The following is a 20,761-nucleotide window of genomic DNA, read 5'->3' on the forward strand; positions in this document are numbered from 1 at the left end:
AGTCCGCGCGGGATGGATGATGACCGTGCCACCCATGGGCCGAACAAACAGCCGTTTTGTAGATGGGTCTCATCCTCAGGGCTTCCTCGCCGCAAGCATGCGGAATGTGGGTCCGGACCACACCAGTCCGACCGGATATGAGGTGATGCAGTGAGCTGCAGAAATCTTCGGAAGCCAATCCTCGCCCGGAACACGGTCGGCGCGCTGCGCTACGCATGGCTCCGCGCGCCGCCCTCGCACCGTGCCAACCTCACTCAAGCCAATCGAAAGGCCTTGACTCACAAATCCCCATATGAGGATGGGTAGAGCGAAGCGAAACCCATCGGCCTTGGTCGCCAGCCGCACGAATGATGGGTTTCGCTTCGCTCTACCCATCCTACGATGCACTCGCTGTCGTCCCTGCGAAAGCATGCGAAAGCAGGGACCCAACCACAGGGAGGTGTTGTGGCGCGCGAGCGCGTGGTTGCAGCGAAGCACATCACATCTCCCTGTGGTTATGGGTCCCGGCTCAAGCCCGGGACGACGAGAGAGTGTCCTACACCTCGTTCTCGCGGTGCACGTCGTGGACCACGATGCCCATGCCGTCATCGGGCATCTTGATCCAGTCGCGTCGCTGTAGCGTGCGCTTGGTATCCTCGTGTCCGCTCATCCAGTGCTCGCGCATCGAGGTGCCCGAGAATTCGTGATCCTTGGCGTGGCCTTCATAGGCTTTCTGCTGATAAATCAGTTGCAGGATCGCGATGCTCGGCAGGGCGCTGTTGGCATCGCGGAGCTGGCGCTCTTCCTCCGACAACTGCTCGTCCGGAAGCTTCGACAGCGCCTTGTAGAGGCGGGCGCGGAGGTTGTGGGTCTTGCGGTACATGTCGGTGTTGTAGCGCGTGCGCGAGGAATACATGATGTCCTTGTGGCGGCCCATCACATCCTCGATGTCGCGGGGCAGCACGCCGCGGGCCGAGAACAGGTCGACCTGAAACACCAGCGAATTCAGGCTGTCGGCCTGGTCGAGCAGATGCTGCAGAGGCGTGTTGGAGACGATGCCGCCATCCCAGAAATGGTCGGTGCCGACCTTCACCATCGGCAGCGCCGGCGGCAAGGCGCCGCTCGCCATGATGTGCTCGGGAATGATCTCGTCGTGCGCGTTGTCGAAATAGATGAAATTGCCCGACAGCACGTTCACCGCGCCGACTGCGAAGCGCATCTTCTTGGAATTGATGCGGTCGAAATCGACCAGCTCCAGCAGCGACTCGCGGAGCGGCGCCGTATCGTAGTAGCTCGTGGCGGTCCTGGCGCCGGCCGGGCTGAACCAGGGATTGGTCGTGTGTGGCGCGAAAAAGCCGGGCTGGCCCAGCGCGGTCGTCAGGAACGAGCTCGTGAAGTTGCGCGCCTTGCGGAAGATGTCTCCGTCAGGCGTGTAGTGCCAGATCTTGCGGCCGGTAATCCGGTCCCAGAACTTGTGCAGCCGCTCGAGCCGCCGCTCCGGCGGATTGCCGGCGATGATCGCCGAGTTGATTGCGCCGATCGAGACGCCGCAAATCCAATCCGGCTCAATACCCACTTCGTGCAGCGCCTGGTAGACGCCGGCCTGGTAGGCACCGAGCGCACCGCCGCCTTGCAGCACCAGCGCGACACGGTCGCAGCGCTCCGGTCGCCAGCCGCGATGGGACGTTGCAGTTTCTTGTTCGTCGAAATGTGGGCTGCGCGCATCCATGTCCTTACACTCCCTGCGCGCCAACGATTCCGTGTGCCCGTGACGTGCTGATGACAGTTGCCAGGTGGGACATTCGGGGTCACGCGGCTGAAGGAAATCCCTCACATCTGTGTCAATCTCGGCCGTTAACTTTCGCGCGACCTATTGCAAACAGGGGGATTTGCGATGCGCAGTGAAGAGATCTTGAGGCTTCCGTCGATGCCGGCCGCGGGTCCGAGCTATCCCGCAGGACCCTACCGCTTCGTCAATCGCGAATTCCTGGTCATTACCTACGAGACCGATCCCGCGCTGGTCCGTGCCGGGCTGCCTGAGCCGCTCGAGCCGATCGATCAGCCGATCGTGCACTACGAATGGATCAAGATGCCTGATAGTTCCGGCTTCGGCAGCTATACCGAGTCCGGTCTGGTGATCCCGGCGCGCTTGCACGGCGAAGAGGTCAATTTTGTTTCGCAGATGTACCTCGACGATGATCCGCCGATTGCGGCGGGCCGGGAGATCTGGGGCTTTCCGAAGAAATACGCCCATCCCAAGCTCGAGATCGTCAAGGACACGCTGACCGGTACGCTCGAATACGCCGGCCAGCTCGTCGCCGTGGGCACCATGGGCTACAAGCATGGGAGCATGGCGGGCAATGGCGACATGACCCGCGCGACGCTGTCGAAGACGCAAATTAATCTGAAGATGATCCCGGGCGTCGACGGCCGTCTCGAAGTCTGCCAGCTCGTCGCCATCAACCTGACCGATATCAACGTCAAGGGCTCATGGATCGGTCCTGGCCGATTGCATCTGGTGCCGCACGTCAATGCGCCGGTTGCGGATTTTCCGGTGCGGCGGGTCGTCGGTGCACATCATTTCCTGGCCGATCTGACGCTGCCGTTCGGCCGCGTCGTGCACGATTACAACAAGGAAGATAAGCAGGTTGCCGCGACTGGTCTCGCGGCGGAGTAGGCCGCGACATCAAACTGTAACAGAAGCGTAATTCAATCGTCGCGTGTTGTTATGCGGGGAAGGGGCCCCGCATCGATTGCGCTGCCTTGCGCAGGGGTTCGCTATGTCTGGCGTTGAGCTTCGGTCTGATCATGTCGGCTGAACCAGTCAAGATCACCAGCGTGCCTGCGGATACCATGCCAGCTATTCCGGGCCTGGTCTGGGCGTTCCGTCTGCACAGCGACGGCAATGCTGAATCCTTGCCGATCGATGCGCCGATCGAACTTAGCCATGATGGCAGGTTGTGGCTGCATTTCAATCTGGCGGACAGTCGCACGCGGCAATGGCTCGCTGGCCTGCAGATTCCTGCGCTCGCGCGCGATCTCCTGCTGTCGCACGACAATTTCCAGCAGCTCCACATCATCGACAACTGCGTCTATGGCGTGTTCTCTGATCTCGTACGCGAGATTGACTCTCCGACGGAGGAAACCGGCTTCCTTCGCTTCGCGATGACCGAGCGTTTCCTGATCAGCGGCCGCCATCAGGCCCTGTGCGCGGTGGATGCCACGCGCCGCGTGCTCGAGGGCGGCCATCGCGTCGCGACGGTGGCTGCCCTGCTTGAGAAGATCATCGACGAGGTCGCCGACACCATGGACCGGATCGCCGACAAGATCGGCACCGAGATCGATGACGTCGAGGAACGGGTGGTGGCCGGCGAGACCAGCTCGGAGATGCGTGCTGGGCTCGGCCGGTTGCGGCGGACTTGTCTGCGGCTGCACCGCCAGCTTGCCGGCTTGCGCGTCCTGTTCCACCGGCTCGAGCAGAACAGCCCCGAAAATCTCAGCCCAGCGCTGCGCCTGCATGCCGCAAAGCTCGCGCAGCGGCTCGACGGCCTCGATCACGATATCACCGAGTTGCGTGAACGCAGCCGTCTGCTGGAGGAAGAGCTTCGCTTCAAGCTGGAAGAGGAGAGCAACCGGCATCTGCACGCGCTGTCGGTCGTGACCATGTTGCTGCTGCCGCCGACGCTGGTCACCGGCATCTTCGGCATGAACACCAAGGGACTGCCGTTCACCGATGTCGACGGCGGATTTCTCTGGGCTGCGGTGCTGATGATCGCCGCCTCCGGCCTTGCTTATCTGATCATGCGTCGCCTGGGCATCGTCAAATAGCGGGCTGCGGTCTCATTGCATGTACCGAGTGCTGATCCGCGCGGTCACTTTATTCGCGGCGATCATCGCCGTTGCCCTTGCGCCGGCCGCGCAGGCGGCGGATCAGCCTGACAATGCCAGGAGGGACCTGCGCGACAGGCTGGCCGATGCCGGCTATCAATTCAGCTTGACTTATATCGGCGAGGGGTTCGCCAACATCTCCGGCGGCGTGCGCACCGGCGCGATCTATACCGGTCGGCTCGATCTCGGCACCACCATCGATCTGGAGAAGGTGATGGGATGGACCGGCGCAACGTTCCACGCCAACATGTTCCAGATCCATGGCGATGGCCTGTCGCGCAGCTATATCGGCAACCTGATGCTGGTATCGGGCATCGAGGCGTTGTCAGCGACACGGCTCTATGAACTCTGGATCGAGCAGCAAATGCTTGGCGGCAAGCTCGCAGTCCGGGTCGGCCAGCAGGCTTCCGACATCGAGTTCATCGACAGCCAATACGACGACATCTTCGTCAACTCCGCGCTGGGCTGGCCCGGCATCACCGGCATCAACCTGCCGGCCGGCGGCCCGTCGCCGCCGCTTGCCGTCCCGGGTATCCGCGTCAAGGCGCGGCTGTCGGACAAGATCACCGCCTACGTTGCGCTGTTCGATGGCACCGCGGCGCCGTCCGCCGCCGCCGATGCGCAGATCGCCAATCCTCACGGACTGCTGTTTCGCGTCAACGATCCGCCCTGGTGGATCGGCCAGCTCAAATACAAGTTCGAGATCGGCGAGAGCCGGTTGCCGGCGACCATCACCGGCGGCGGCTGGTATCACATGATATCGTTTGCCGATCAGCGCTTCTCGGCCGACGCCCTGTCGCTTGCCGATCCCAACACTTCCGGCGATCCGCTCTGGCATCGGCGCGACAATGGATTGTTCATGGTCTATGAGCAGTTGCTGGCGCGCGCGGCTCCGGGTTCGGACAAGGGCGTTGCCTTCTTCATGCGAGCGTCGGTGAGCCCGTCCGATCGCAACCTGATCAGCACCTATATCGACGGCGGTTTTCTGTTCACTGGTTTCAGCGATGCCCATCCGAACGACAGGTTCGGCGTCGCCGCGACCTACGCCCGGATATCCGACCGCGCCCGCGCTTTTGACCGCGACATCCAGTTCTTCACCGGCACGCCGTACCCGGTCCGCGACTTTGAAGCGATCTTCGAGGTCACCTATCAGCACGAGGTCAGGCCCGGCTTCCTGCTGCAGCCGGTGTTTCAATACATCGCGCATCCCGGTGGCGGCGCGGTTAACCCCTACGATCCCGCGCAGACGCATCGCATCAAGGATGGTGTGATGGTCGGCGTGCGCACGACCATCTCCTATTAAGTATTAAGCCGCCGCGACGGCCGCTTTCAGCGCGGGCCGCCTGATTGCCAGCGCAATCGAAGCTGCGATGAGGCAGAGTGCGCCGGCAATGAAGAAGGCGGGCAGATAGCTTGCGTACACCGTGCGCGACAGGCCGGCGCCAAAGGCGGCGGCTCCCGCGCCGAGTTGATGTCCGGCAAAGATCCAGCCGAAGACGAGATTGGCGCGCTCGGCCCCAAAATTCTGCGCGGTCAGGCGCACGGTTGGCGGCACGGTGGCGATCCAGTCGAGCCCGTAGAACATCGCAAACAGCGACAGGCCGTAGAACGAGAAGTCGGTGAACGGCAGGAATATGAGCGAGAGCCCGCGCAGGCCGTAATACCAGAACAGAAGCCAGCGGTTGTCGTAGCGGTCCGACAGCCAGCCCGAGATGATGGTGCCGAAGAAATCGAAAATGCCCATCGCGGCAAGCAGGCTCGCGGCCTGCACCTGCGGAATGCCGAAATCGAGGCACATCGGGATCAGGTGCACCTGAACCAGGCCATTTGTCGAGGCGCCGCAGATGAAGAAGGTCGCGAAAAGGATCCAGAATACCGGGGACTTGGAGGCGTCGCGCAGCGTGCCGAGCGCCGCCGCCACGATCGGTGCGTTGCTCGGCGGCGGTGCGGGGAGCGGCTCGTTACCGGTATCGCCGAACGGACGCAGCCCGAGGTCGCTCGGGCGGTCGCGCATGACGAGCAGCACCAGGAAGGCGGACAGGCCGAGCACGACGCACACCAGCGACAGCGCGATCCGCCAGCCGAAGCGCTCAGTGAGGGTTGCGAGCAGGGGCAGAAAGACGAGTTGGCCGGTCGCGACGCTCGCGGTCATGATGCCGATGACGAGGCCACGCTGCGCAACGAACCAGCGCGCTGCGATCGTCGCGCCCAGCACGAGCGCGGTCATGCCGGTGCCGATCCCGATCACAACGCCCCACAGCAGCACCAACTGCCAGACTTGCGTCATAGCAAGCGACGCGAGCAGGCCGGAAACCACGATGAGCTGCGCCATCAGCGTCACATTGCGCAGCCCGTAGCGATTCATCAGCGCAGCGGCGAATGGCGCCATCAATCCGAACAGGATGAAGCGGATCGAGAGCGCGGAAGAAATCTTCGCCGTGCTCCAGCCGAACTCCTGCTGCAATGGCACGATGAAGACGCCAGGTGCGCCGACGGTGCCGGCGGCGATCAGCGCGGTGAGGAAGGTGACGCCGACCATCACCCAGCCGTAATGAATATTGCGGCGGCCGAGGGCAGCCGCCAGCCAGTTCGAGATCATGCAGCCTCAGAAAATTCGATCTGAAAGTTTTGCCTGATTGTTGACTTCCGCATCTAGCACAAGGGCGCAATGGCAGAAATGCCATAGTTCCCTCATTTTAGGACGTACGCGCGCCGCTAGTGCGCGATCCGTTCGACCGCGATCGCGGTGGCCTCACCGCCGCCGATGCACAGCGCAGCGACGCCGCGCTTCAGGTTCTGCGCTTCCAGCGCATGCAGCAGCGTCACGATCAGCCGCGCGCCGGTGGCGCCGATGGGATGGCCGAGCGCGCAGGCGCCGCCATTAATGTTGAGCTTTTCGCTGGGAATGCCGAGATCGCGCTGCGCGGCCATCGCCACCACCGCGAAGGCCTCGTTGATCTCGAACAGGTCGACGTCGCCGACGCTCCAGCCGACCTTGTCGAGCAGCTTGCGGATCGCCGGGATTGGCGCCGTGGTGAACCATTGCGGCTCCTGGCTGTGGGTGGCGTGGCCTTTGATCTCGGCCAGTACCGGCAGGCCGTCGCGATCGGCCAGCGAACGCCTGGCGAGGATCAGCGCCGCGGCGCCGTCGGCATTGGCAGAGGAGGCGGCCGGCGTGATGGTGCCGTTGGCGCGGAATGCCGGCTTCAATCCGGGGATCTTGGTGGGATCCACCTTAAGCGGATGCTCGTCGTTGGCGATCACGCGCGGGCCAGCCTTCTCCGTGATGGTGATCGGCACGATCTCGGCCTTAAACGCGCCGCCCTCGACCGCCTTGCGCGCCCGCGTCAGCGTCTCTACCGCGTAGGTGTCCTGGTCCTTGCGAGTGAACTGATAGGCCTCCGCCGTTGCCTCGCCGAAATCGCCCATCGAGCGCCCGGTCTCGTAGGCGTCCTCGAGCCCGTCCATCATCATGTGATCAATGATGCGGTCATGGCCGGCGCGATAGCCGCCGCGGGCCTTGGCAAGCAGATACGGCGCATTGCTCATGCTCTCCATGCCGCCGGACACCACGATCTCGGCCGAGCCGGCCTTGATGATGTCGTGGCCGAGCATCGTCGCCTTCATGCCGGAACCGCAGACCTTGTTGACGGTGGTGGCGCCGGTTGCGTCGGGCAGTTTGGCGTCGCGCGCGGCCTGGCGGGCCGGCGCCTGGCCCTGGCCGGCCGGCAGCACATTGCCCATGAACACTTCGTCGACGCGTTCCGGCGCGAGCCTGGCCCGCTCCAGCGCCGCGCCGATCACGTGGGAACCGAGCTTGTGTGCGCTGAACGGCGACAATTCGCCCATGAAACGGCCCAGCGGCGTGCGGGCGGCGGAAAGGATGACGACGGGATCGGAGGCATTGGCCATGGCGGGGGCTCCCTGGATGTCAGAGGATTCTTGGTCACATGATGATGATCATATGATGCGCCGCAAAAATTGCAACGCCCGCCCGCATGACAAATTCTCGTGCGAAGCTAGCGCTTCCGCTCCAAAAAGCCCTGCATCAGCCGCTGCGGTTCGCCGGTCAGGAACGATTTCCCGAACACGCCGATGCTCAAATTGACCGACTCTCTCAGTGGCAGTTCTTCCCACTGCCGCAGCAAATCCTTCTGGATGCGCAGCGCTTCGGGGCCGCATTCGAGGAGTGTCGTCACGGTATGTTCGACCTCGGCATCAAGCTTGCCTTCGTTCGCGACCTTGTCGACGAGGCCCCAGGCGAGCGCGGTCGGTGCGTCGATATTCTCGGCCGTCATCACCAGCCAGCGCGCGCGGCTCCAGCCGATCAGCCGCGGCAGCAGCGCGGCATGGATCACCGAGGGGATGCCGACGCGGACCTCGGGCATGCCGAAATTGGCATCATGCGCTGCGATCCGGAAATCGCAGGCTGCGGCCACCTCCAACCCGCCGCCGAGACACCAGCCCGGCATGCGCGCGATGACCGCCGCCGGGAAGTTGCGCACGGCCTCGCAGAGGTCGCGCAGCCGCGTGATGAAGATTTCCGCCGACTTCTGATCGAGCTTCGCCATCTCCTTGATATCGGCGCCGCCGATCATGCTCTTCTCGCTCTGGCCGGCCAGGATCACGGCGCGGATGTCGCGGTCACCGGCCAGCTTTTCGAAGCCTTCCCGGACGCCATCAGTGACGGCCGAACTCAGGATGTTCAGCGAACCGGCGTTGCAGATGGTGACGCGAACCACGCCGCGGGAATCGCGGTCGACGCCGCAATGGGGATTGAGCATTTCCATGGGATCATCTCGGGGCAGGGGAACATGAGAGCCACTTCCCGGACAATGGCGGCGCTTGTCAAGCCGTCGCGCCGTCGCTGTTGCGATGCGGCAGTGCGTACAATAGAATGATAATCATCATTCAAAAGGAGCCGCCATGACCTTCGCCGATACCGTTACCATCGATCTGCTTTCGCCTGCGTCCCGCCGCGAGCGGGTGGTGGATTGGCAGGCGCCTGGGCCGATTGCGAAGATCGCTGCGGCGATGTCCGGTATGGAAGCGATGTGCGGGATTCGCGACGGTGTCCTGCCGCCGCCACCGTTCGCCAAGCTGATCGGTTTACGAATGGCAGTCGTCGAACCCAGCCGAATTGTGATGGAACTTGATCCCGAAGAGAGCCTGGAGAACACGATCGGTCTCCTGCACGGCGCGACCGCCGCGGCGCTGCTCGATACGGCCATGGGTTGCGCGATCTCGACCATGCTCCCGGCCGGCCGGACCTCGGTCACGCTCGACCTGAAACTCACCTATCTGCGACCGCTCTCGGTGCGTTCAGGCACGATCCGCGCCGAGGGCAAGGTGATCAAGCTCGGCCGCCAGACCAGCTATACTGAAGGTTTCGTCCGCGACGGTGCCGGCAAGCTTGCGGTGCACGCAACCGCGACCTTTTCCATGATCGGGGGCGGTGCGAATCCGAAATAGATGCAGCTTTTTCCGCAGGTAGATGTTATTATATGACTGGAAACATCCAATGAGACACCCATGCGTTATTCGAAAGAGCACAAGGCGGAGACCCACGAGCGGATCGTGAAGCAGGCCTCGATCAAGCTGCGCGAGCGCGGCGCCCATGGCATCGGCGTCGCCGACCTGATGAAGGAGGTCGGACTGACCCATGGCGGCTTCTACGCCCATTTCGATTCCCGCGAGGCGCTGGTGATCGAGGCGTTCGGCTACGCCATGGACCGTGCCAACGAGCGCTGGCGCAAGATCGCCGAAGGGACGCCGCCGGAGAAGCGGCTGGCGACCATCGTCGATTCCTATCTGACGACGACGCATCGCGACGATCCCGGCCGCGGCTGCGCGGTTCCCTCGCTCGGCGCCGAGATCGCCCGCGAGAGCCCGAAGACCCGCAAGGCCTTCGCCGCCAAGCTGGAGCGGATGATCGACATGATGGCCGATCAGATTCTGGATGTGCCGCCCAGGACCGCGCGCAAGCAGGCGATGGCTGCGCTCGCGACCATGATGGGAACTGTCCTGATGGCCCGCATCGCCGGCAATGGCGAGTTGTCCGACGAGATCCTTGCCGCCGGCCGCGAAGCTGTGCTGTCTCGCGCCACTGCAAAACCCGCGGTGAAGAAGCCGCGCGCAAAGGCGCTCTAACTCGTAGAGTGGGCAAAGCGCACCGTGCTCACCTTTTCTTGCACCGAACGCGGATGGTGGGCACGCTGCGCTTTGCCCACCCAACAAATCCCTTGGCAATCAGCGTTCGTACAACAACGCGATCCTGTGGTTATGGGTCCCGGCGTTCGCCGGGACGACGCGGTGTTGTTGTGGCGAGCGTCTCGCCCCCGCTGAACAGCGTGCGCTCGTCCTCCACCGTCTCATAGATATAATCCGCAACCGCGCGGATGCGGGCGAGGTCCTTGCTGTCGGCGTGCATCAATAGCCAGAAGGTGCGTGATATCCGCACGTCCTCGGGCAGCACCGGGGATAATTCCGGATGCGATGTCGCCATGAAATGCGGCAGCACCGCAATGCCATAGCCCGCGATGGTCGCGTTGAGCTGCGCGATCAGATTGGCGCTGCGGAATTTGGCGGAGAGTTTTGGCGAGACCTGCGGCAGATAGTCGAGCTCGGGCGTGAACAAGAGTTCTTCGATATAACCGACGAAGCGGTGCTTCGGCAGGTCGCTCCGCGCGGTGATCTTCGGCGCGCGGTCGAGATAGCAGGGCGCAGCGTAAAGTCCGAGGCTGTAATCGAGCAATTTGCGTCCGACGATCCGACCCTCTTTCGGCATCGACAGGCTGATTGCGATATCGGCCTCGCGCTTCGACAGGCTGAACAATCGCGCGGTCGCCACCAGCTGCAGATCGACATCGGGGTAGCGCTCGGTGAATTTCACCAGGCGCGAGGCCAGGAAGTGGCTGCCAAAGCCGTCGGGCGCGCCGATCCGCACCGTGCCGGTCAGATGAGCGCGCGAGCCGCCGACCGCCTCCTGGTTGGCGACGATGGTCGATTCCATCGCCTCCGCGCTGTCGGCGACACGCTGGCCGGCTTCGGTGAGGAGGTAGCCGGTCTTGCGGCGGTCGAACAACTTCGCCGAAAGGTGATGCTCCAACCGGTCGACACGGCGGATCACTGTGGCATGATCGACGCCGAGTTGTTTTGCCGCAGCCGACACCGATCCGCCGCGCACGATGGCGAGCACGAAGCGAAAATCGTCCCAGTCGATCGCGCCGCCTTGATCCAGCATTTCCGCACATCTATGGTGCAATTTATCGGACTTGAATCCCATAAAATGCGGGTCAATAGGGTTTGTAAAGCGATCTAGAGCGTTTTCGAGCGAAGTGGATACCGGTTCGCGTGAAGAAAACGCATCGAAACAGTAAGGTGCGGATCAGGCGTCCGGCCGGGACGAAGGGAGGTTTTCATGCGCTCTATCGGACATTTCATCGGTGGCAAGGAAGTGAAGGGCACGTCGGGCCGGACGGCCGATGTTTTCGAGCCTATGACCGGCGATGTGCAGGCCAAGGTGGCGCTCGCCTCGAAGGCCGAGCTGCGCGCCGCGGTCGAGAATGCCAAGGCCGCGCAGCCGGAATGGGCCGCGACCAACCCGCAGCGCCGCGCCCGTGTGATGATGAAGTTCCTGGAACTAGTGCAGCGCGACTACGACAAGCTCGCCGAACTGTTGGCGCGCGAGCATGGCAAGACTGTTCCCGACGCCAAGGGCGATATCCAGCGCGGGCTGGACGTGGTCGAGTTCGCCTGCGGCATCCCGCATTTGATGAAGGGCGAGTATACCGAAGGCGCCGGCCCGGGCATCGACATCTACTCGCTGCGTCAGCCGCTCGGCGTCGTTGCCGGCATCACGCCGTTCAACTTCCCGGCGATGATCCCGATGTGGAAGTTCGCCCCCGCGATCGCCTGCGGCAACGCGTTTATCCTCAAGCCCTCGGAGCGCGATCCCGGGGTACCGATGCGGCTCGCGGAATTGATGATCGAGGCCGGCCTGCCGCCGGGCATCCTCAACGTCGTCAACGGCGACAAGGAAGCGGTCGACGCCATCCTCGATGATCCCGATATCAAGGCGATCGGCTTCGTCGGCTCCTCGCCGATCGCGCAATATATCTATGAGCGCGCGGCCGCGACCGGCAAGCGCTGCCAGTGCTTCGGCGGCGCCAAGAACCACGCCATCGTGATGCCCGACGCCGACATGGACCAGGCGGTCGATGCGCTGATCGGCGCCGGCTACGGCTCGGCCGGTGAGCGCTGCATGGCGGTCTCGGTCGCCGTTCCCGTCGGCAAGACCACCGCCGACCGTCTGATGGAAAAGCTGATCCCGCGCGTGGAGAGCCTGAAGATCGGCACCTCGATCGATCCGTCCGCCGACTATGGCCCGCTGGTGACGCGTGAGGCGGTCGAGAAGGTGAAGGGCTATATCGATATCGGCATCAAGGAAGGCGCGACGCTCGCGGTCGACGGCCGCGGCTTCAAGATGCAGGGCTATGAGAAGGGCTTTTATCTCGGCGGCTCGCTGTTCGACAACGTCACCAAGGACATGCGGATCTACAAGGAAGAGATCTTCGGCCCGGTGCTGTCGGTGGTGCGCGCGCATGATTACAAGGAGGCGCTGGCGCTGCCGTCCGAGCACGACTACGGCAATGGCGTCGCCATCTTCACCCGCGACGGCGATGCCGCGCGCGATTTCGCCGCCAAGGTGAATGTCGGCATGGTCGGCATCAACGTGCCGATCCCGGTGCCGATCGCCTATTACACCTTCGGCGGCTGGAAGAAGTCCGGCTTCGGCGACCTCAACCAGCACGGTCCGGACTCGATCCGCTTCTACACCAAGACCAAGACGGTCACCTCGCGCTGGCCGTCCGGTGTCAAGGAGGGGGCGGAGTTCTCGATTCCGACGATGAAGTGATCCGCTCCTGAGAGGCGACGGATGCAGTTCGCTCTCAACGAGGACCAGATCGCCGTCAGAGACATGGCGCGGGCGTTTGCGGCGGAGAAGATCGCGCCGCATGCGCTGCGCTGGGACGAGGAGAAGCATTTTCCGGTCGACGTGATGCGCGAGGCGGCAAGCCTCGGCATGGGTGGCATCTACATCAAGGATGATGTCGGCGGCTCGGCGATGACGCGGTTTGACGCGGCGCTGATCTTCGAGGCGCTCGCGACCGGCTGTCCGACCGTGTCGGCCTATATTTCCATCCACAACATGGCGTCCTGGATGATCGATGCCTTCGGCAACGACGCCCAGCGCCAGAAATGGCTGCCAAAACTCTGCACCATGGAGCTATTGGCAAGCTATTGCCTGACCGAGCCGGGCTCGGGTTCGGATGCGGCGGCGCTGCGCGCCCGTGCGGTGCGCGACGGCGATCATTACGTGCTGAACGGTCAGAAGCAGTTCATCTCGGGCGCCGGCGGCGGCGACCTCTATGTCGTGATGGTCAGGACCGGCGGCGAAGGGCCCGGCGGCATCTCGACGCTGGTGGTGGAGGCCGAGACGCCCGGCCTGTCGCTCGGTGCCAATGAGCGCAAGATGGGCTGGAATGCGCAGCCGACCCGCGCCGTGATCTTCGAGAACACGCGCGTACCGGTCGAGAATCGGCTTGGCGAGGAGGGCATCGGCTTCAAGATCGCAATGGCCGGGCTCGACGGCGGCCGGCTCAACATCGCAGCCTGCTCGCTCGGCGGCGCGCAGAGCGCGCTCGACAAGGCGCTCGCCTACATGAAGGACCGCAAGGCGTTCGGGAAGCGCCTCGACGAATTCCAGGCCCTGCAGTTCCGCGTCGCCGACATGGCGACCGAACTCGAGGCCGCGCGCACCTTCCTCTGGCGAGCCGCCGCCGCGCTCGACCGCAAGGACCCCGAGGCAACCAAGCTGTGCGCGATGGCAAAGCGCTTCGGTACCGATGTCGGCTTCGAGGTCGCCAACCAGGCGCTGCAACTGCACGGCGGTTACGGCTACTTAAGCGAATACGGCGTCGAGAAGATCGTGCGCGATTTGCGCGTGCACCAGATCCTGGAAGGGACCAACGAGATCATGCGGCTGATCGTGGCGCGCAAGATGATCGAGGGGGCGCGATGACGGCTGCTGCGCAGGGTGACGGCGATCTGATCGTTCGCCGCGAAGGAGCGGCGGGCGTGATCCGCCTCAACCGTCCCAAGGCGATCAACGCCATGACGCTGGAGATGTCTGAGGGCATCGACGCGGCGCTGGACCAGTTCGAGAGCGATCCGAACGTGGCCGTGGTGCTGCTGGAAGGCGCCGGCGAGCGCGGTCTCTGCGCCGGCGGCGACATCCGCGGGCTCTATGAGAGCTCCAAGGCGGGAGGCGACCTCGGCAAGCGGTTCTGGCGCCAGGAATACGTCATGAACGCGCGGATCGCGAAATATCCGAAGCCCTATGTCGCGTTCATGGACGGCCTGGTGATGGGCGGCGGCGTCGGGCTATCAGGCCACAGCTCGCACCGCGTCGTCACAGAGCGCACCAAACTTGCGATGCCCGAAGTCGGCCTCGGCTTTTTTCCTGATGTCGGCGGCACCTGGCTGCTGTCGCGCTCGCCGGGTGAACTCGGCGCTTATTTCGGCCTGACCGGGCAGACCATGAATGGGCCTGACGCGATCTACGCGAAATTTGCCGACGCCGTGGTGCCGTCGTCGAAATTGCCCGAATTGCGTGAGGCGCTGATAAAGGTTGGCGCCGGTGTGACACATGCCGAGGTCAGGAAGCTGATCAATGGCTTTGCGACCGGCGAGATGGCGGGTCCTGTTGCGGCGATGCAGCCCAAGATCGATTCCTGGTTCGCGCATGACCGCATGGAAGACATCATCGCATCGCTGCAGCGCGACGGCTCGGAATTCGCGCTGTCGACGCTGAAGGTGCTGAACGAGAAGTCGCCGCGCGGCATGGTGGTGACGCTGAAGCTGTTGCGGCTCGCGCGCGCATCATCCTCGCTGGAGGAATGCCTGGTGCGGGAATATCGCGCCGCGCTCGCCGTGTTCGCCAGCGACGATTTCCGCGAGGGTGTGCGCGCCGCCGTGATCGACAAGGACCGCAATCCGAAATGGTCGCCGCCGCGGGTCGAGGATGTGACGCCTGAAATGCTGACGCCTTATTTCGTCGAGATCGGCGCCGACGAGCTCACATTCGACAAGTCAAAATAGAAGATACGACGGGGAGGACATCGAGATGGCAACGATCGCATTCATTGGCCTCGGCAATATGGGCGGCCCGATGACCGCCAATCTGGTGAAGGCCGGCCACAAGGTGACCGCCTTCGATCTGGTGGAAGCCTCACGCAACCAAGCGAAAAGCGATGGTGCCGCGATTGCGGAAAGCAGCGCGGCCGCGGTGAAGGGCGCCGACATCGTCATCACCATGCTGCCCGCCGGCAAGCATGTGCTGTCGGTGTGGAACGAAGTCCTGCCGGCGATGACCAAGGGCGCGCTCATCATCGACAGCTCGACCATCGATGTAGAAAGCGCGCGAGAGGCGCATGCGCTCGCAGCCAAGCATGGCGTCCTGTCGGTGGATGCGCCGGTCTCCGGCGGCACTGGCGGTGCCAAGGCGGCGACGCTCACCTTCATGTGCGGCGGCGAGGACAAGGCGTTCGCGGCGGCGAAGCCCGTGCTCGAGAGCATGGGCAAGAAGATCGTGCATTGCGGCGGCGCTGGTGCGGGGCAGGCGGCCAAGATCTGCAATAACATGATCCTCGGCATTTCCATGATCGGCGTCGGCGAGGCCTTCGTGCTCGCGGAGAAGCTCGGGCTCTCGCATCAGGCGCTGTTCGACGTCGCCTCGACCTCGTCGGGTCAATGCTGGGCGATCACGTCCTATTGCCCGGTGCCGGGCCCGGTTCCGGCCTCGCCGGCCAATAACGGCTACAAGCCCGGCTTCGCCGCGAACCTGATGGTGAAGGATCTGACGCTGGCGCAGGACGCCGCCAACACGGCCGGCGCGGTCACGCCGCTCGGCAAGCACGCTCAGGAGATCTATCAGGCGTTCGATGCTGCGGGTAACGGCGGGGTCGACTTTTCCGGAATTATCCAGCACGTTAGGGCACTCGCCGGAAAATAAAGGTCGCTATCCTCTAGCGACCACAAGGGCGCGGAGGGAACGACCTGATGACCACCTTTCAGGAAGCGCGCGCGTTTCTGCTTCAGCATCGCACGGACTACGACACCGCAGCAAAAGGATTCCGCTGGCCCGATCCGGTGCCCTTCAACTGGGCGCTGGACTGGTTCGACGCCGAGCTCGCGCAAAGCCCTGACAGTCGCGACCGCGCGGCGCTATGGATCGTCGATGCCGGCAGCGATCGCGAGACGAAGCTGTCGTTCGCCACGCTGTCGCGGCGCTCCAATCAGGTCGCGAATTTCCTGCGCGCGCAAGGCTTGAAGCGCGGCGATCATTTGCTGCTTCTGCTGGGCAATGTCGTGCCGCTCTGGGAAACCATGCTGGCGGCGATGAAGCTTGGCGTCGTGGTCATCCCCGCGACCACGCTGCTGACTTCAGACGAATTGCGCGACCGACTTGAACGCGGCAAGGCGAGGGCCGTGGTCGCAACGCAGGATCAGGTCGGCAAGTTTGCCGATCTCGGCAGCGAGAAGCTCGTGCGCATCGTGGTCGCTGCGACGTCGCAGCAGGACGGCTGGCTGCCCTTCGAGCAGGCGGCGGATGCGTCCGAGACCTTCACGCCAGACGGCCCGACCAACGCCGACGACCCGATGCTGCTCTATTTCACCTCCGGCACCACGGCGAAGCCAAAACTGGTGCGGCACAGCCAGCGCAGCTATCCGGTCGGCCACCTGTCGACAATGTATTGGCTCGGCCTGCAGCCGGGCGACGTTCATCTCAACATCTCCTCGCCCGGCTGGGCCAAGCATGCCTGGAGCTGCTTCTTCGCGCCCTGGAATGCCGGCGCGACCGTGTTCGTCGTCAATCAGCCGCGCTTCGACGCCAAGGCGCTGCTCGCCACCATCGGCCGCTGTGGTGTCACCACGCTCTGCGCGCCGCCGACGGTGTGGCGCCTGTTCATCCAGGAGAAGCTCTCGGCCTTCAAGGTGTCGTTGCGTGAAGTTTGCGGCGCCGGCGAGCCGCTCAATCCGGAGGTGATCGACCAGGTTCGCACGGCCTGGGGCCTGACCATCCGCGACGGCTACGGCCAGACCGAGACCGCCGCGCTTGCCGGCAACTCGCCGGGGCAGAAGGTCAAGATCGGCTCGATGGGCCGGCCGCTGCCCGGCTATCGCGTCGAGATCACCGATCTCGATGGTAATCCGACCCAGGAAGGCGAGGTCACGCTCGTGCTCGGTGCCGACAGGCCAGCCGGCCTGATGCAGGGCTACCAGAGCGATGACGGCAAGCTCTCCGGGGCCGACGGCGCGATCTATCGCAGCGGCGACGTGGTGTTCCGCGACGAGGAGGGCTATTTGACCTTCGTCGGTCGCACCGATGACGTCTTCAAGTCATCTGATTACCGCATCAGCCCGTTCGAACTGGAGAGCGTCCTGCTCGAGCATGAGGCGGTCGCGGAAGCCGCAGTTGTGCCGAGTCCCGATCCAATCCGGCTTGCGATCCCGAAGGCCTATGTGCTGCTGGCCTCGGGCGTTGAGCGCACGCCGGAAACGGCGTTGTCGATCTATCGGCATCTGCATACCCGTCTCGCGCCGTTCAAGCGTATCCGAAAGATCGAACTCGTCACCGAGCTGCCGAAGACGATCTCGGGAAAGATTCGCCGGGTGCAGTTGCGCCGGCTCGAACATGAGGATAATCGCGAGGACGCGTTGCGCGGGATCGAGTTCCGCGAGGAGGAATTCCCGGAGCTGCAGAAGGTGCGCGCGACGGGATCGGAGAATTAGCAAAATGAACGAAGTCTGGAAGAAGCCGCCCGTGTCGCTGGAGACCTACCAGGGCATGGTCGGCAAGGAGATCGGCGTGTCCGCCTGGCACCTGGTCGATCAGCAGCGGATCAATACCTATGCCGACGTGATCGAGGATCACCAGTTCATCCATGTCGATCCCGAGCGCGCCAAGGAGACCGCATTCGGCACCACGATCGCCCACGGTTTCCTGACGATGTCGCTGCTCAGCATCATGTCCTATCAGGTGATGCCGGTCATCGAGGGCACCACGATGGGCGTCAATTACGGCTTCGACAAGCTGCGCTTCATCTCGCCGGTGCGCTCCGGCAAGCGCGTCCGCGGCCGCTTCGTGCTTGCCGAGGCCAAGCTGCGCAAGCCGACCGAGCTGGCGTCGCGCACCAACGTCACTGTCGAGATCGAAGGCGAGGAAAAGCCGGCGCTGGTCGCCGACTGGCTGGGCCTGATCTACTTCGCCTGAAGCTTGCTCGTCATGGCCGGGCTTGACCCGGCCATCCGTCGCTGCTCAAAAGCTGACAAATTGGTGCGCTCGTACCCTCTCCCCTTGTGGGAGAGGGTGCCTCGCGAAGCGAGGCGGGTGAGGGGTCTCTCTCCGCGAGCGCAAATGTGGAGAGAACCCCTCATCCGGCGCGCCATGCGTGCCACCTTCTCCCGCAAGGGGAGGAGGAAGAAGCGAACAGGGAAGTGGAGTCATGACAATCAGGTTTGACGGACGCGTCGCCATCGTCACCGGCGCGGCCAATGGTCTGGGACGGGCGCACGCGCTCGGGCTCGCCAGCCGCGGCGCCAAGGTCGTGGTCAACGACTTTGGCGGCGGGCGCGACGGCAGCGGCGGTTCGCTGTCGCCGGCGGAGACCGTGGTCGAGGAAATCCGCAAAGCCGGCGGGACTGCGATGGCCGATGGCGCCGACGTTTCTGACTTCGAGCAGGTCACCGCGACGGTCGAGCGCGCCACCAAGGAGTGGGGCAGCGTCGATCTGCTCTGCGCCAATGCTGGCATCCTCCGCGACAAGTCGTTTGGCAAGCTCGAAGTCGCCGACTTCCAGAAGGTGTTGGACGTCCACCTCGTCGGCACCTTCTATTGCTGCAAGGCGGTGTGGGCCGGCATGCGCGACCGCAATTACGGCCGCATCGTGCTGACGACCTCGTCCTCGGGTCTCTACGGTAATTTCGGCCAGGCCAACTACGGCGCAGCCAAGGCCGGCATGGTCGGGCTGATGAACGTGCTCGCCGAGGAAGGCCGCAAGAACAACATCCGCGTCAACACGATCTCTCCGACGGCCGCCACCCGTATGACCGAAGAGCTGCTGCCGCCGCAGGCGCTCGCGCTGATGAAGGCGGAAGCAATCACGCCGGCGGTGGAATACATGCTGAGCGAGGACGCGCCGACCCGCACCATCATGGGCGCCGGCGCCGGCTCGTTTGCGGTGATCAAGATCCTCGAGACCGAAGGCATCAACCTGCCGTCCTCCGAATGGACGCCCGACGCCATCGCCGCGCATTTCGCTGAGATCAGCGACATGTCGAAGGCTAGGGCGTTGCAGGGCGCCTTCGAACAGACCCAGAAATATGTCGCCCAGGCGGCTGCCAGAGCAGGGATCAAGCTCTGACGATGTCCATTGCCGTCATCGGCGCCGGCCCCGCCGGCCTGATGGCGGCTGAGGTGCTCGCGCAGGCCGGCGCACAGGTTACGATCTACGACGCGATGCCGTCGGCGGGGCGCAAATTCCTGATGGCCGGCCGCGGCGGCCTCAATCTCACCCATAGTGAGCCGCTGCCAAAATTCCTCGCGCGCTACCGCGAGGCGATGCCGGATCTCAAAGCCGCTGTCGAAGCGTTCCCGCCGCAAGCGTTGCGCGACTGGAGCGAGGCGCTGGGCCAGCCGACCTTCATCGGCTCCAGCGGCCGGGTCTTCCCAAAAGCGTTCAAGGCCTCGCCGCTGCTGCGTGCCTGGCTGCGCCGGCTCGACGGCGCCGGCGCGCGGCTGCTGCTGCGGCATCGCTGGACCGGGTGGGACGACGGCCGCCTGCTGTTTCAGACACCGGCAGGACAACGCACGGTCGAGGCGAGCGCTACAATTCTGGCGCTCGGTGGCGCGAGCTGGCCGCGGCTTGGCTCTGATGGCGCATGGGTGGATGTGCTCGCGGCGAAAGGCGTGAAGATCTCGCCGCTGCGGCCGGCCAATTCCGGCTTCACCGTCGCCTGGTCGGATATCTTCCGCAATCGCTTCGAGGGCCAGCCGCTCAAGGGCGTGGCGCTGAGTTTTGGCGGGCAAACAGTGCGCGGCGAGGCCATCGTCACCCGCACCGGCATCGAGGGCGGCGCGATCTACGCGCTATCCGCCGACCTGCGCGAGGCGATCCTCCGCGACTGTGAGGCAACCCTCCATATCACATTGCGGCCCGATCTCGGGCTCGATGAACTCACGACGAAACTATCGATGCCGAAAGGCAAGCAATCCTTCTCGAACTTCCTGCGCAAGACCGCAAATCTGTCGCCCGTCGCCATCGGCCTGTTGCAAGAGGCCGCGAAGATTTCGGACCTGTCTCTGCCATCGCAATCTCCCGCCGATCTCGCCCGTCTCATCAAAGCCGTGCCGGTGCGTCTCACCGGTAGCGCACCGATTGCCCGCGCGATCTCCACCGCGGGCGGCGTCGCATTCGACGAACTCGACGACAATTTCATGTTTCGACGTTTGCCCAGCGTATTCGCCGCTGGCGAGATGCTCGACTGGGAAGCCCCAACCGGCGGCTATCTATTACAGGCGTCGTTTGCGACCGGTGCCGCCGCGGGGAAGGGCGCGATGAGATGGCTCAATGCGTAGGATGGGTAGAGCGAAGCGAAACCCATCGTCTTGGTCGCAGCCGGAATTGATGGGTTTCGCTGCGCTCTACCCATCCTAAAAGCTCAACGATGATCAAGCGGTTAGCGTGGGCCGATTACTCACAACCACGAAGTCGCGGCCGAGCTGCAAGAGCAGATGATGCACCGGTCGAAGGAAAAGCCGTCCCCAACG

18 protein-coding genes are annotated in these 20,761 nt (G+C 63.9%); 13 read left to right on the top strand and 5 right to left on the bottom strand.

Annotated elements, in window-relative coordinates:
* Nucleotides 1-535 precede the first annotated feature (535 nt).
* Nucleotides 536-1,708 (bottom strand): patatin-like phospholipase family protein, encoded by a 1,173-nt coding sequence (locus tag J6497_RS33140; protein WP_225708414.1) that lies wholly within the window; start codon nucleotides 1,706-1,708, stop codon nucleotides 536-538.
* Between the two features lie 165 nt (nucleotides 1,709-1,873).
* On the opposite strand from J6497_RS33140, the gene J6497_RS33145 reads away from it, so the two are divergent.
* The 3 genes from J6497_RS33145 to J6497_RS33155 all read left to right on the top strand — a co-directional run bounded on the left by J6497_RS33145 (nucleotide 1,874) and on the right by J6497_RS33155 (nucleotide 5,170).
* A complete protein-coding gene (locus J6497_RS33145) occupies nucleotides 1,874-2,656 on the top strand; it encodes an acetoacetate decarboxylase (protein WP_225708415.1) in 783 nt (260 codons plus the stop codon).
* A 131-nt stretch (nucleotides 2,657-2,787) separates the two neighbouring features.
* On the top strand, nucleotides 2,788-3,807 hold the full coding sequence (locus tag J6497_RS33150) for a transporter (protein WP_225708416.1): 1,020 nt from the start codon (nucleotides 2,788-2,790) through the stop codon (nucleotides 3,805-3,807).
* 19 nt (nucleotides 3,808-3,826) lie between these two features.
* Nucleotides 3,827-5,170, top strand: coding sequence for a carbohydrate porin (locus J6497_RS33155; protein WP_225708417.1), 1,344 nt, complete (start codon nucleotides 3,827-3,829; stop codon nucleotides 5,168-5,170).
* A gap of 3 nt (nucleotides 5,171-5,173) precedes the next feature.
* On the opposite strand, the gene J6497_RS33160 is transcribed toward J6497_RS33155, so the two are convergent.
* From J6497_RS33160 to J6497_RS33170, 3 genes are all read right to left on the bottom strand, one after another.
* Nucleotides 5,174-6,466 (bottom strand): MFS transporter, encoded by a 1,293-nt coding sequence (locus J6497_RS33160; RefSeq protein ID WP_225708418.1) that lies wholly within the window; start codon nucleotides 6,464-6,466, stop codon nucleotides 5,174-5,176.
* 116 nt (nucleotides 6,467-6,582) lie between these two features.
* Nucleotides 6,583-7,779 (bottom strand): acetyl-CoA C-acyltransferase, encoded by a 1,197-nt coding sequence (locus J6497_RS33165; RefSeq protein ID WP_225708419.1) that lies wholly within the window; start codon nucleotides 7,777-7,779, stop codon nucleotides 6,583-6,585.
* Between the two features lie 107 nt (nucleotides 7,780-7,886).
* Entirely contained in the window at nucleotides 7,887-8,657 is a 771-nt protein-coding gene (locus tag J6497_RS33170; RefSeq protein WP_225708420.1) for an enoyl-CoA hydratase, read from the bottom strand.
* 136 nt (nucleotides 8,658-8,793) lie between these two features.
* Here J6497_RS33170 and J6497_RS33175 point away from each other — a divergent pair, with 136 nt between their 5' ends.
* Nucleotides 8,794-9,339 carry a PaaI family thioesterase gene (locus J6497_RS33175; protein WP_225708421.1) on the top strand — a complete coding sequence of 182 codons (546 nt, stop codon included), beginning with the start codon at nucleotides 8,794-8,796 and terminating at the stop codon, nucleotides 9,337-9,339.
* A gap of 60 nt (nucleotides 9,340-9,399) precedes the next feature.
* Nucleotides 9,400-10,017 (top strand): TetR/AcrR family transcriptional regulator, encoded by a 618-nt coding sequence (locus J6497_RS33180; RefSeq protein ID WP_225708422.1) that lies wholly within the window; start codon nucleotides 9,400-9,402, stop codon nucleotides 10,015-10,017.
* A gap of 130 nt (nucleotides 10,018-10,147) precedes the next feature.
* Here the strand turns inward: J6497_RS33180 and J6497_RS33185 are convergent, their stop codons facing one another.
* The gene (locus J6497_RS33185; RefSeq protein ID WP_225708423.1) at nucleotides 10,148-11,110 is read right to left on the bottom strand and encodes a LysR family transcriptional regulator; all 963 of its coding nucleotides are present in this window, start codon (nucleotides 11,108-11,110) and stop codon (nucleotides 10,148-10,150) included.
* A 177-nt stretch (nucleotides 11,111-11,287) separates the two neighbouring features.
* Between J6497_RS33185 and J6497_RS33190 the strand changes: the two genes are divergently transcribed.
* The 8 genes from J6497_RS33190 to J6497_RS33225 all read left to right on the top strand — a co-directional run bounded on the left by J6497_RS33190 (nucleotide 11,288) and on the right by J6497_RS33225 (nucleotide 20,569).
* Complete coding sequence (locus J6497_RS33190; RefSeq protein ID WP_225708424.1) at nucleotides 11,288-12,784, top strand: CoA-acylating methylmalonate-semialdehyde dehydrogenase; 1,497 nt, start codon at nucleotides 11,288-11,290, stop codon at nucleotides 12,782-12,784.
* Between the two features lie 21 nt (nucleotides 12,785-12,805).
* Entirely contained in the window at nucleotides 12,806-13,951 is a 1,146-nt protein-coding gene (locus J6497_RS33195) for an isobutyryl-CoA dehydrogenase (protein WP_225708425.1), read from the top strand.
* Nucleotides 13,948-15,030, top strand: a complete 1,083-nt coding sequence (locus J6497_RS33200) for an enoyl-CoA hydratase/isomerase family protein (RefSeq protein WP_225708426.1) — start codon at nucleotides 13,948-13,950, stop codon at nucleotides 15,028-15,030. Before J6497_RS33195 ends, J6497_RS33200 begins: the two co-directional genes overlap by 4 nt.
* Before the next feature lie 25 nt (nucleotides 15,031-15,055).
* Nucleotides 15,056-15,943, top strand: coding sequence for a 3-hydroxyisobutyrate dehydrogenase (gene mmsB, locus J6497_RS33205; RefSeq protein WP_249793863.1), 888 nt, complete (start codon nucleotides 15,056-15,058; stop codon nucleotides 15,941-15,943).
* A gap of 47 nt (nucleotides 15,944-15,990) precedes the next feature.
* Entirely contained in the window at nucleotides 15,991-17,724 is a 1,734-nt protein-coding gene (locus tag J6497_RS33210; protein ID WP_225708427.1) for an AMP-binding protein, read from the top strand.
* A gap of 4 nt (nucleotides 17,725-17,728) precedes the next feature.
* Nucleotides 17,729-18,205 (top strand): MaoC family dehydratase, encoded by a 477-nt coding sequence (locus tag J6497_RS33215; protein ID WP_225708428.1) that lies wholly within the window; start codon nucleotides 17,729-17,731, stop codon nucleotides 18,203-18,205.
* A 232-nt stretch (nucleotides 18,206-18,437) separates the two neighbouring features.
* Nucleotides 18,438-19,355 (top strand): SDR family NAD(P)-dependent oxidoreductase, encoded by a 918-nt coding sequence (locus J6497_RS33220; protein WP_225708429.1) that lies wholly within the window; start codon nucleotides 18,438-18,440, stop codon nucleotides 19,353-19,355.
* A 2-nt stretch (nucleotides 19,356-19,357) separates the two neighbouring features.
* Nucleotides 19,358-20,569 (top strand): BaiN/RdsA family NAD(P)/FAD-dependent oxidoreductase, encoded by a 1,212-nt coding sequence (locus J6497_RS33225; RefSeq protein ID WP_225708430.1) that lies wholly within the window; start codon nucleotides 19,358-19,360, stop codon nucleotides 20,567-20,569.
* The last annotated feature ends 192 nt before the right edge of the window (nucleotides 20,570-20,761 follow it).

The sequence above is a fragment of the Bradyrhizobium cenepequi genome, assembly GCF_020329485.1.
Classification (GTDB): domain Bacteria; phylum Pseudomonadota; class Alphaproteobacteria; order Rhizobiales; family Xanthobacteraceae; genus Bradyrhizobium; species Bradyrhizobium cenepequi.

Excerpts from the sequence above, each read along its gene's own strand:
- J6497_RS33200 (WP_225708426.1), top strand. The coding sequence starts at position 13,948 with ATGACGGCTGCTGCGCAGGGTGACGGCGATCTGATCGTTCGCCGCGAA.
- J6497_RS33195 (WP_225708425.1), top strand. The coding sequence starts at position 12,806 with ATGCAGTTCGCTCTCAACGAGGACCAGATCGCCGTCAGAGACATGGCG.
- J6497_RS33160 (WP_225708418.1), bottom strand. The coding sequence starts at position 6,466 with ATGATCTCGAACTGGCTGGCGGCTGCCCTCGGCCGCCGCAATATTCAT.
- J6497_RS33150 (WP_225708416.1), top strand. The coding sequence starts at position 2,788 with ATGTCGGCTGAACCAGTCAAGATCACCAGCGTGCCTGCGGATACCATG.
- J6497_RS33180 (WP_225708422.1), top strand. The coding sequence starts at position 9,400 with ATGCGTTATTCGAAAGAGCACAAGGCGGAGACCCACGAGCGGATCGTG.
- J6497_RS33215 (WP_225708428.1), top strand. The coding sequence starts at position 17,729 with ATGAACGAAGTCTGGAAGAAGCCGCCCGTGTCGCTGGAGACCTACCAG.
- J6497_RS33155 (WP_225708417.1), top strand. The coding sequence starts at position 3,827 with ATGTACCGAGTGCTGATCCGCGCGGTCACTTTATTCGCGGCGATCATC.
- J6497_RS33225 (WP_225708430.1), top strand. The coding sequence starts at position 19,358 with ATGTCCATTGCCGTCATCGGCGCCGGCCCCGCCGGCCTGATGGCGGCT.
- J6497_RS33185 (WP_225708423.1), bottom strand. The coding sequence starts at position 11,110 with ATGCTGGATCAAGGCGGCGCGATCGACTGGGACGATTTTCGCTTCGTG.
- J6497_RS33140 (WP_225708414.1), bottom strand. The coding sequence starts at position 1,708 with ATGGATGCGCGCAGCCCACATTTCGACGAACAAGAAACTGCAACGTCC.
- J6497_RS33220 (WP_225708429.1), top strand. The coding sequence starts at position 18,438 with ATGACAATCAGGTTTGACGGACGCGTCGCCATCGTCACCGGCGCGGCC.
- J6497_RS33145 (WP_225708415.1), top strand. The coding sequence starts at position 1,874 with ATGCGCAGTGAAGAGATCTTGAGGCTTCCGTCGATGCCGGCCGCGGGT.
- J6497_RS33175 (WP_225708421.1), top strand. The coding sequence starts at position 8,794 with ATGACCTTCGCCGATACCGTTACCATCGATCTGCTTTCGCCTGCGTCC.
- J6497_RS33210 (WP_225708427.1), top strand. The coding sequence starts at position 15,991 with ATGACCACCTTTCAGGAAGCGCGCGCGTTTCTGCTTCAGCATCGCACG.
- mmsB (WP_249793863.1), top strand. The coding sequence starts at position 15,056 with ATGGCAACGATCGCATTCATTGGCCTCGGCAATATGGGCGGCCCGATG.
- J6497_RS33190 (WP_225708424.1), top strand. The coding sequence starts at position 11,288 with ATGCGCTCTATCGGACATTTCATCGGTGGCAAGGAAGTGAAGGGCACG.
- J6497_RS33165 (WP_225708419.1), bottom strand. The coding sequence starts at position 7,779 with ATGGCCAATGCCTCCGATCCCGTCGTCATCCTTTCCGCCGCCCGCACG.
- J6497_RS33170 (WP_225708420.1), bottom strand. The coding sequence starts at position 8,657 with ATGGAAATGCTCAATCCCCATTGCGGCGTCGACCGCGATTCCCGCGGC.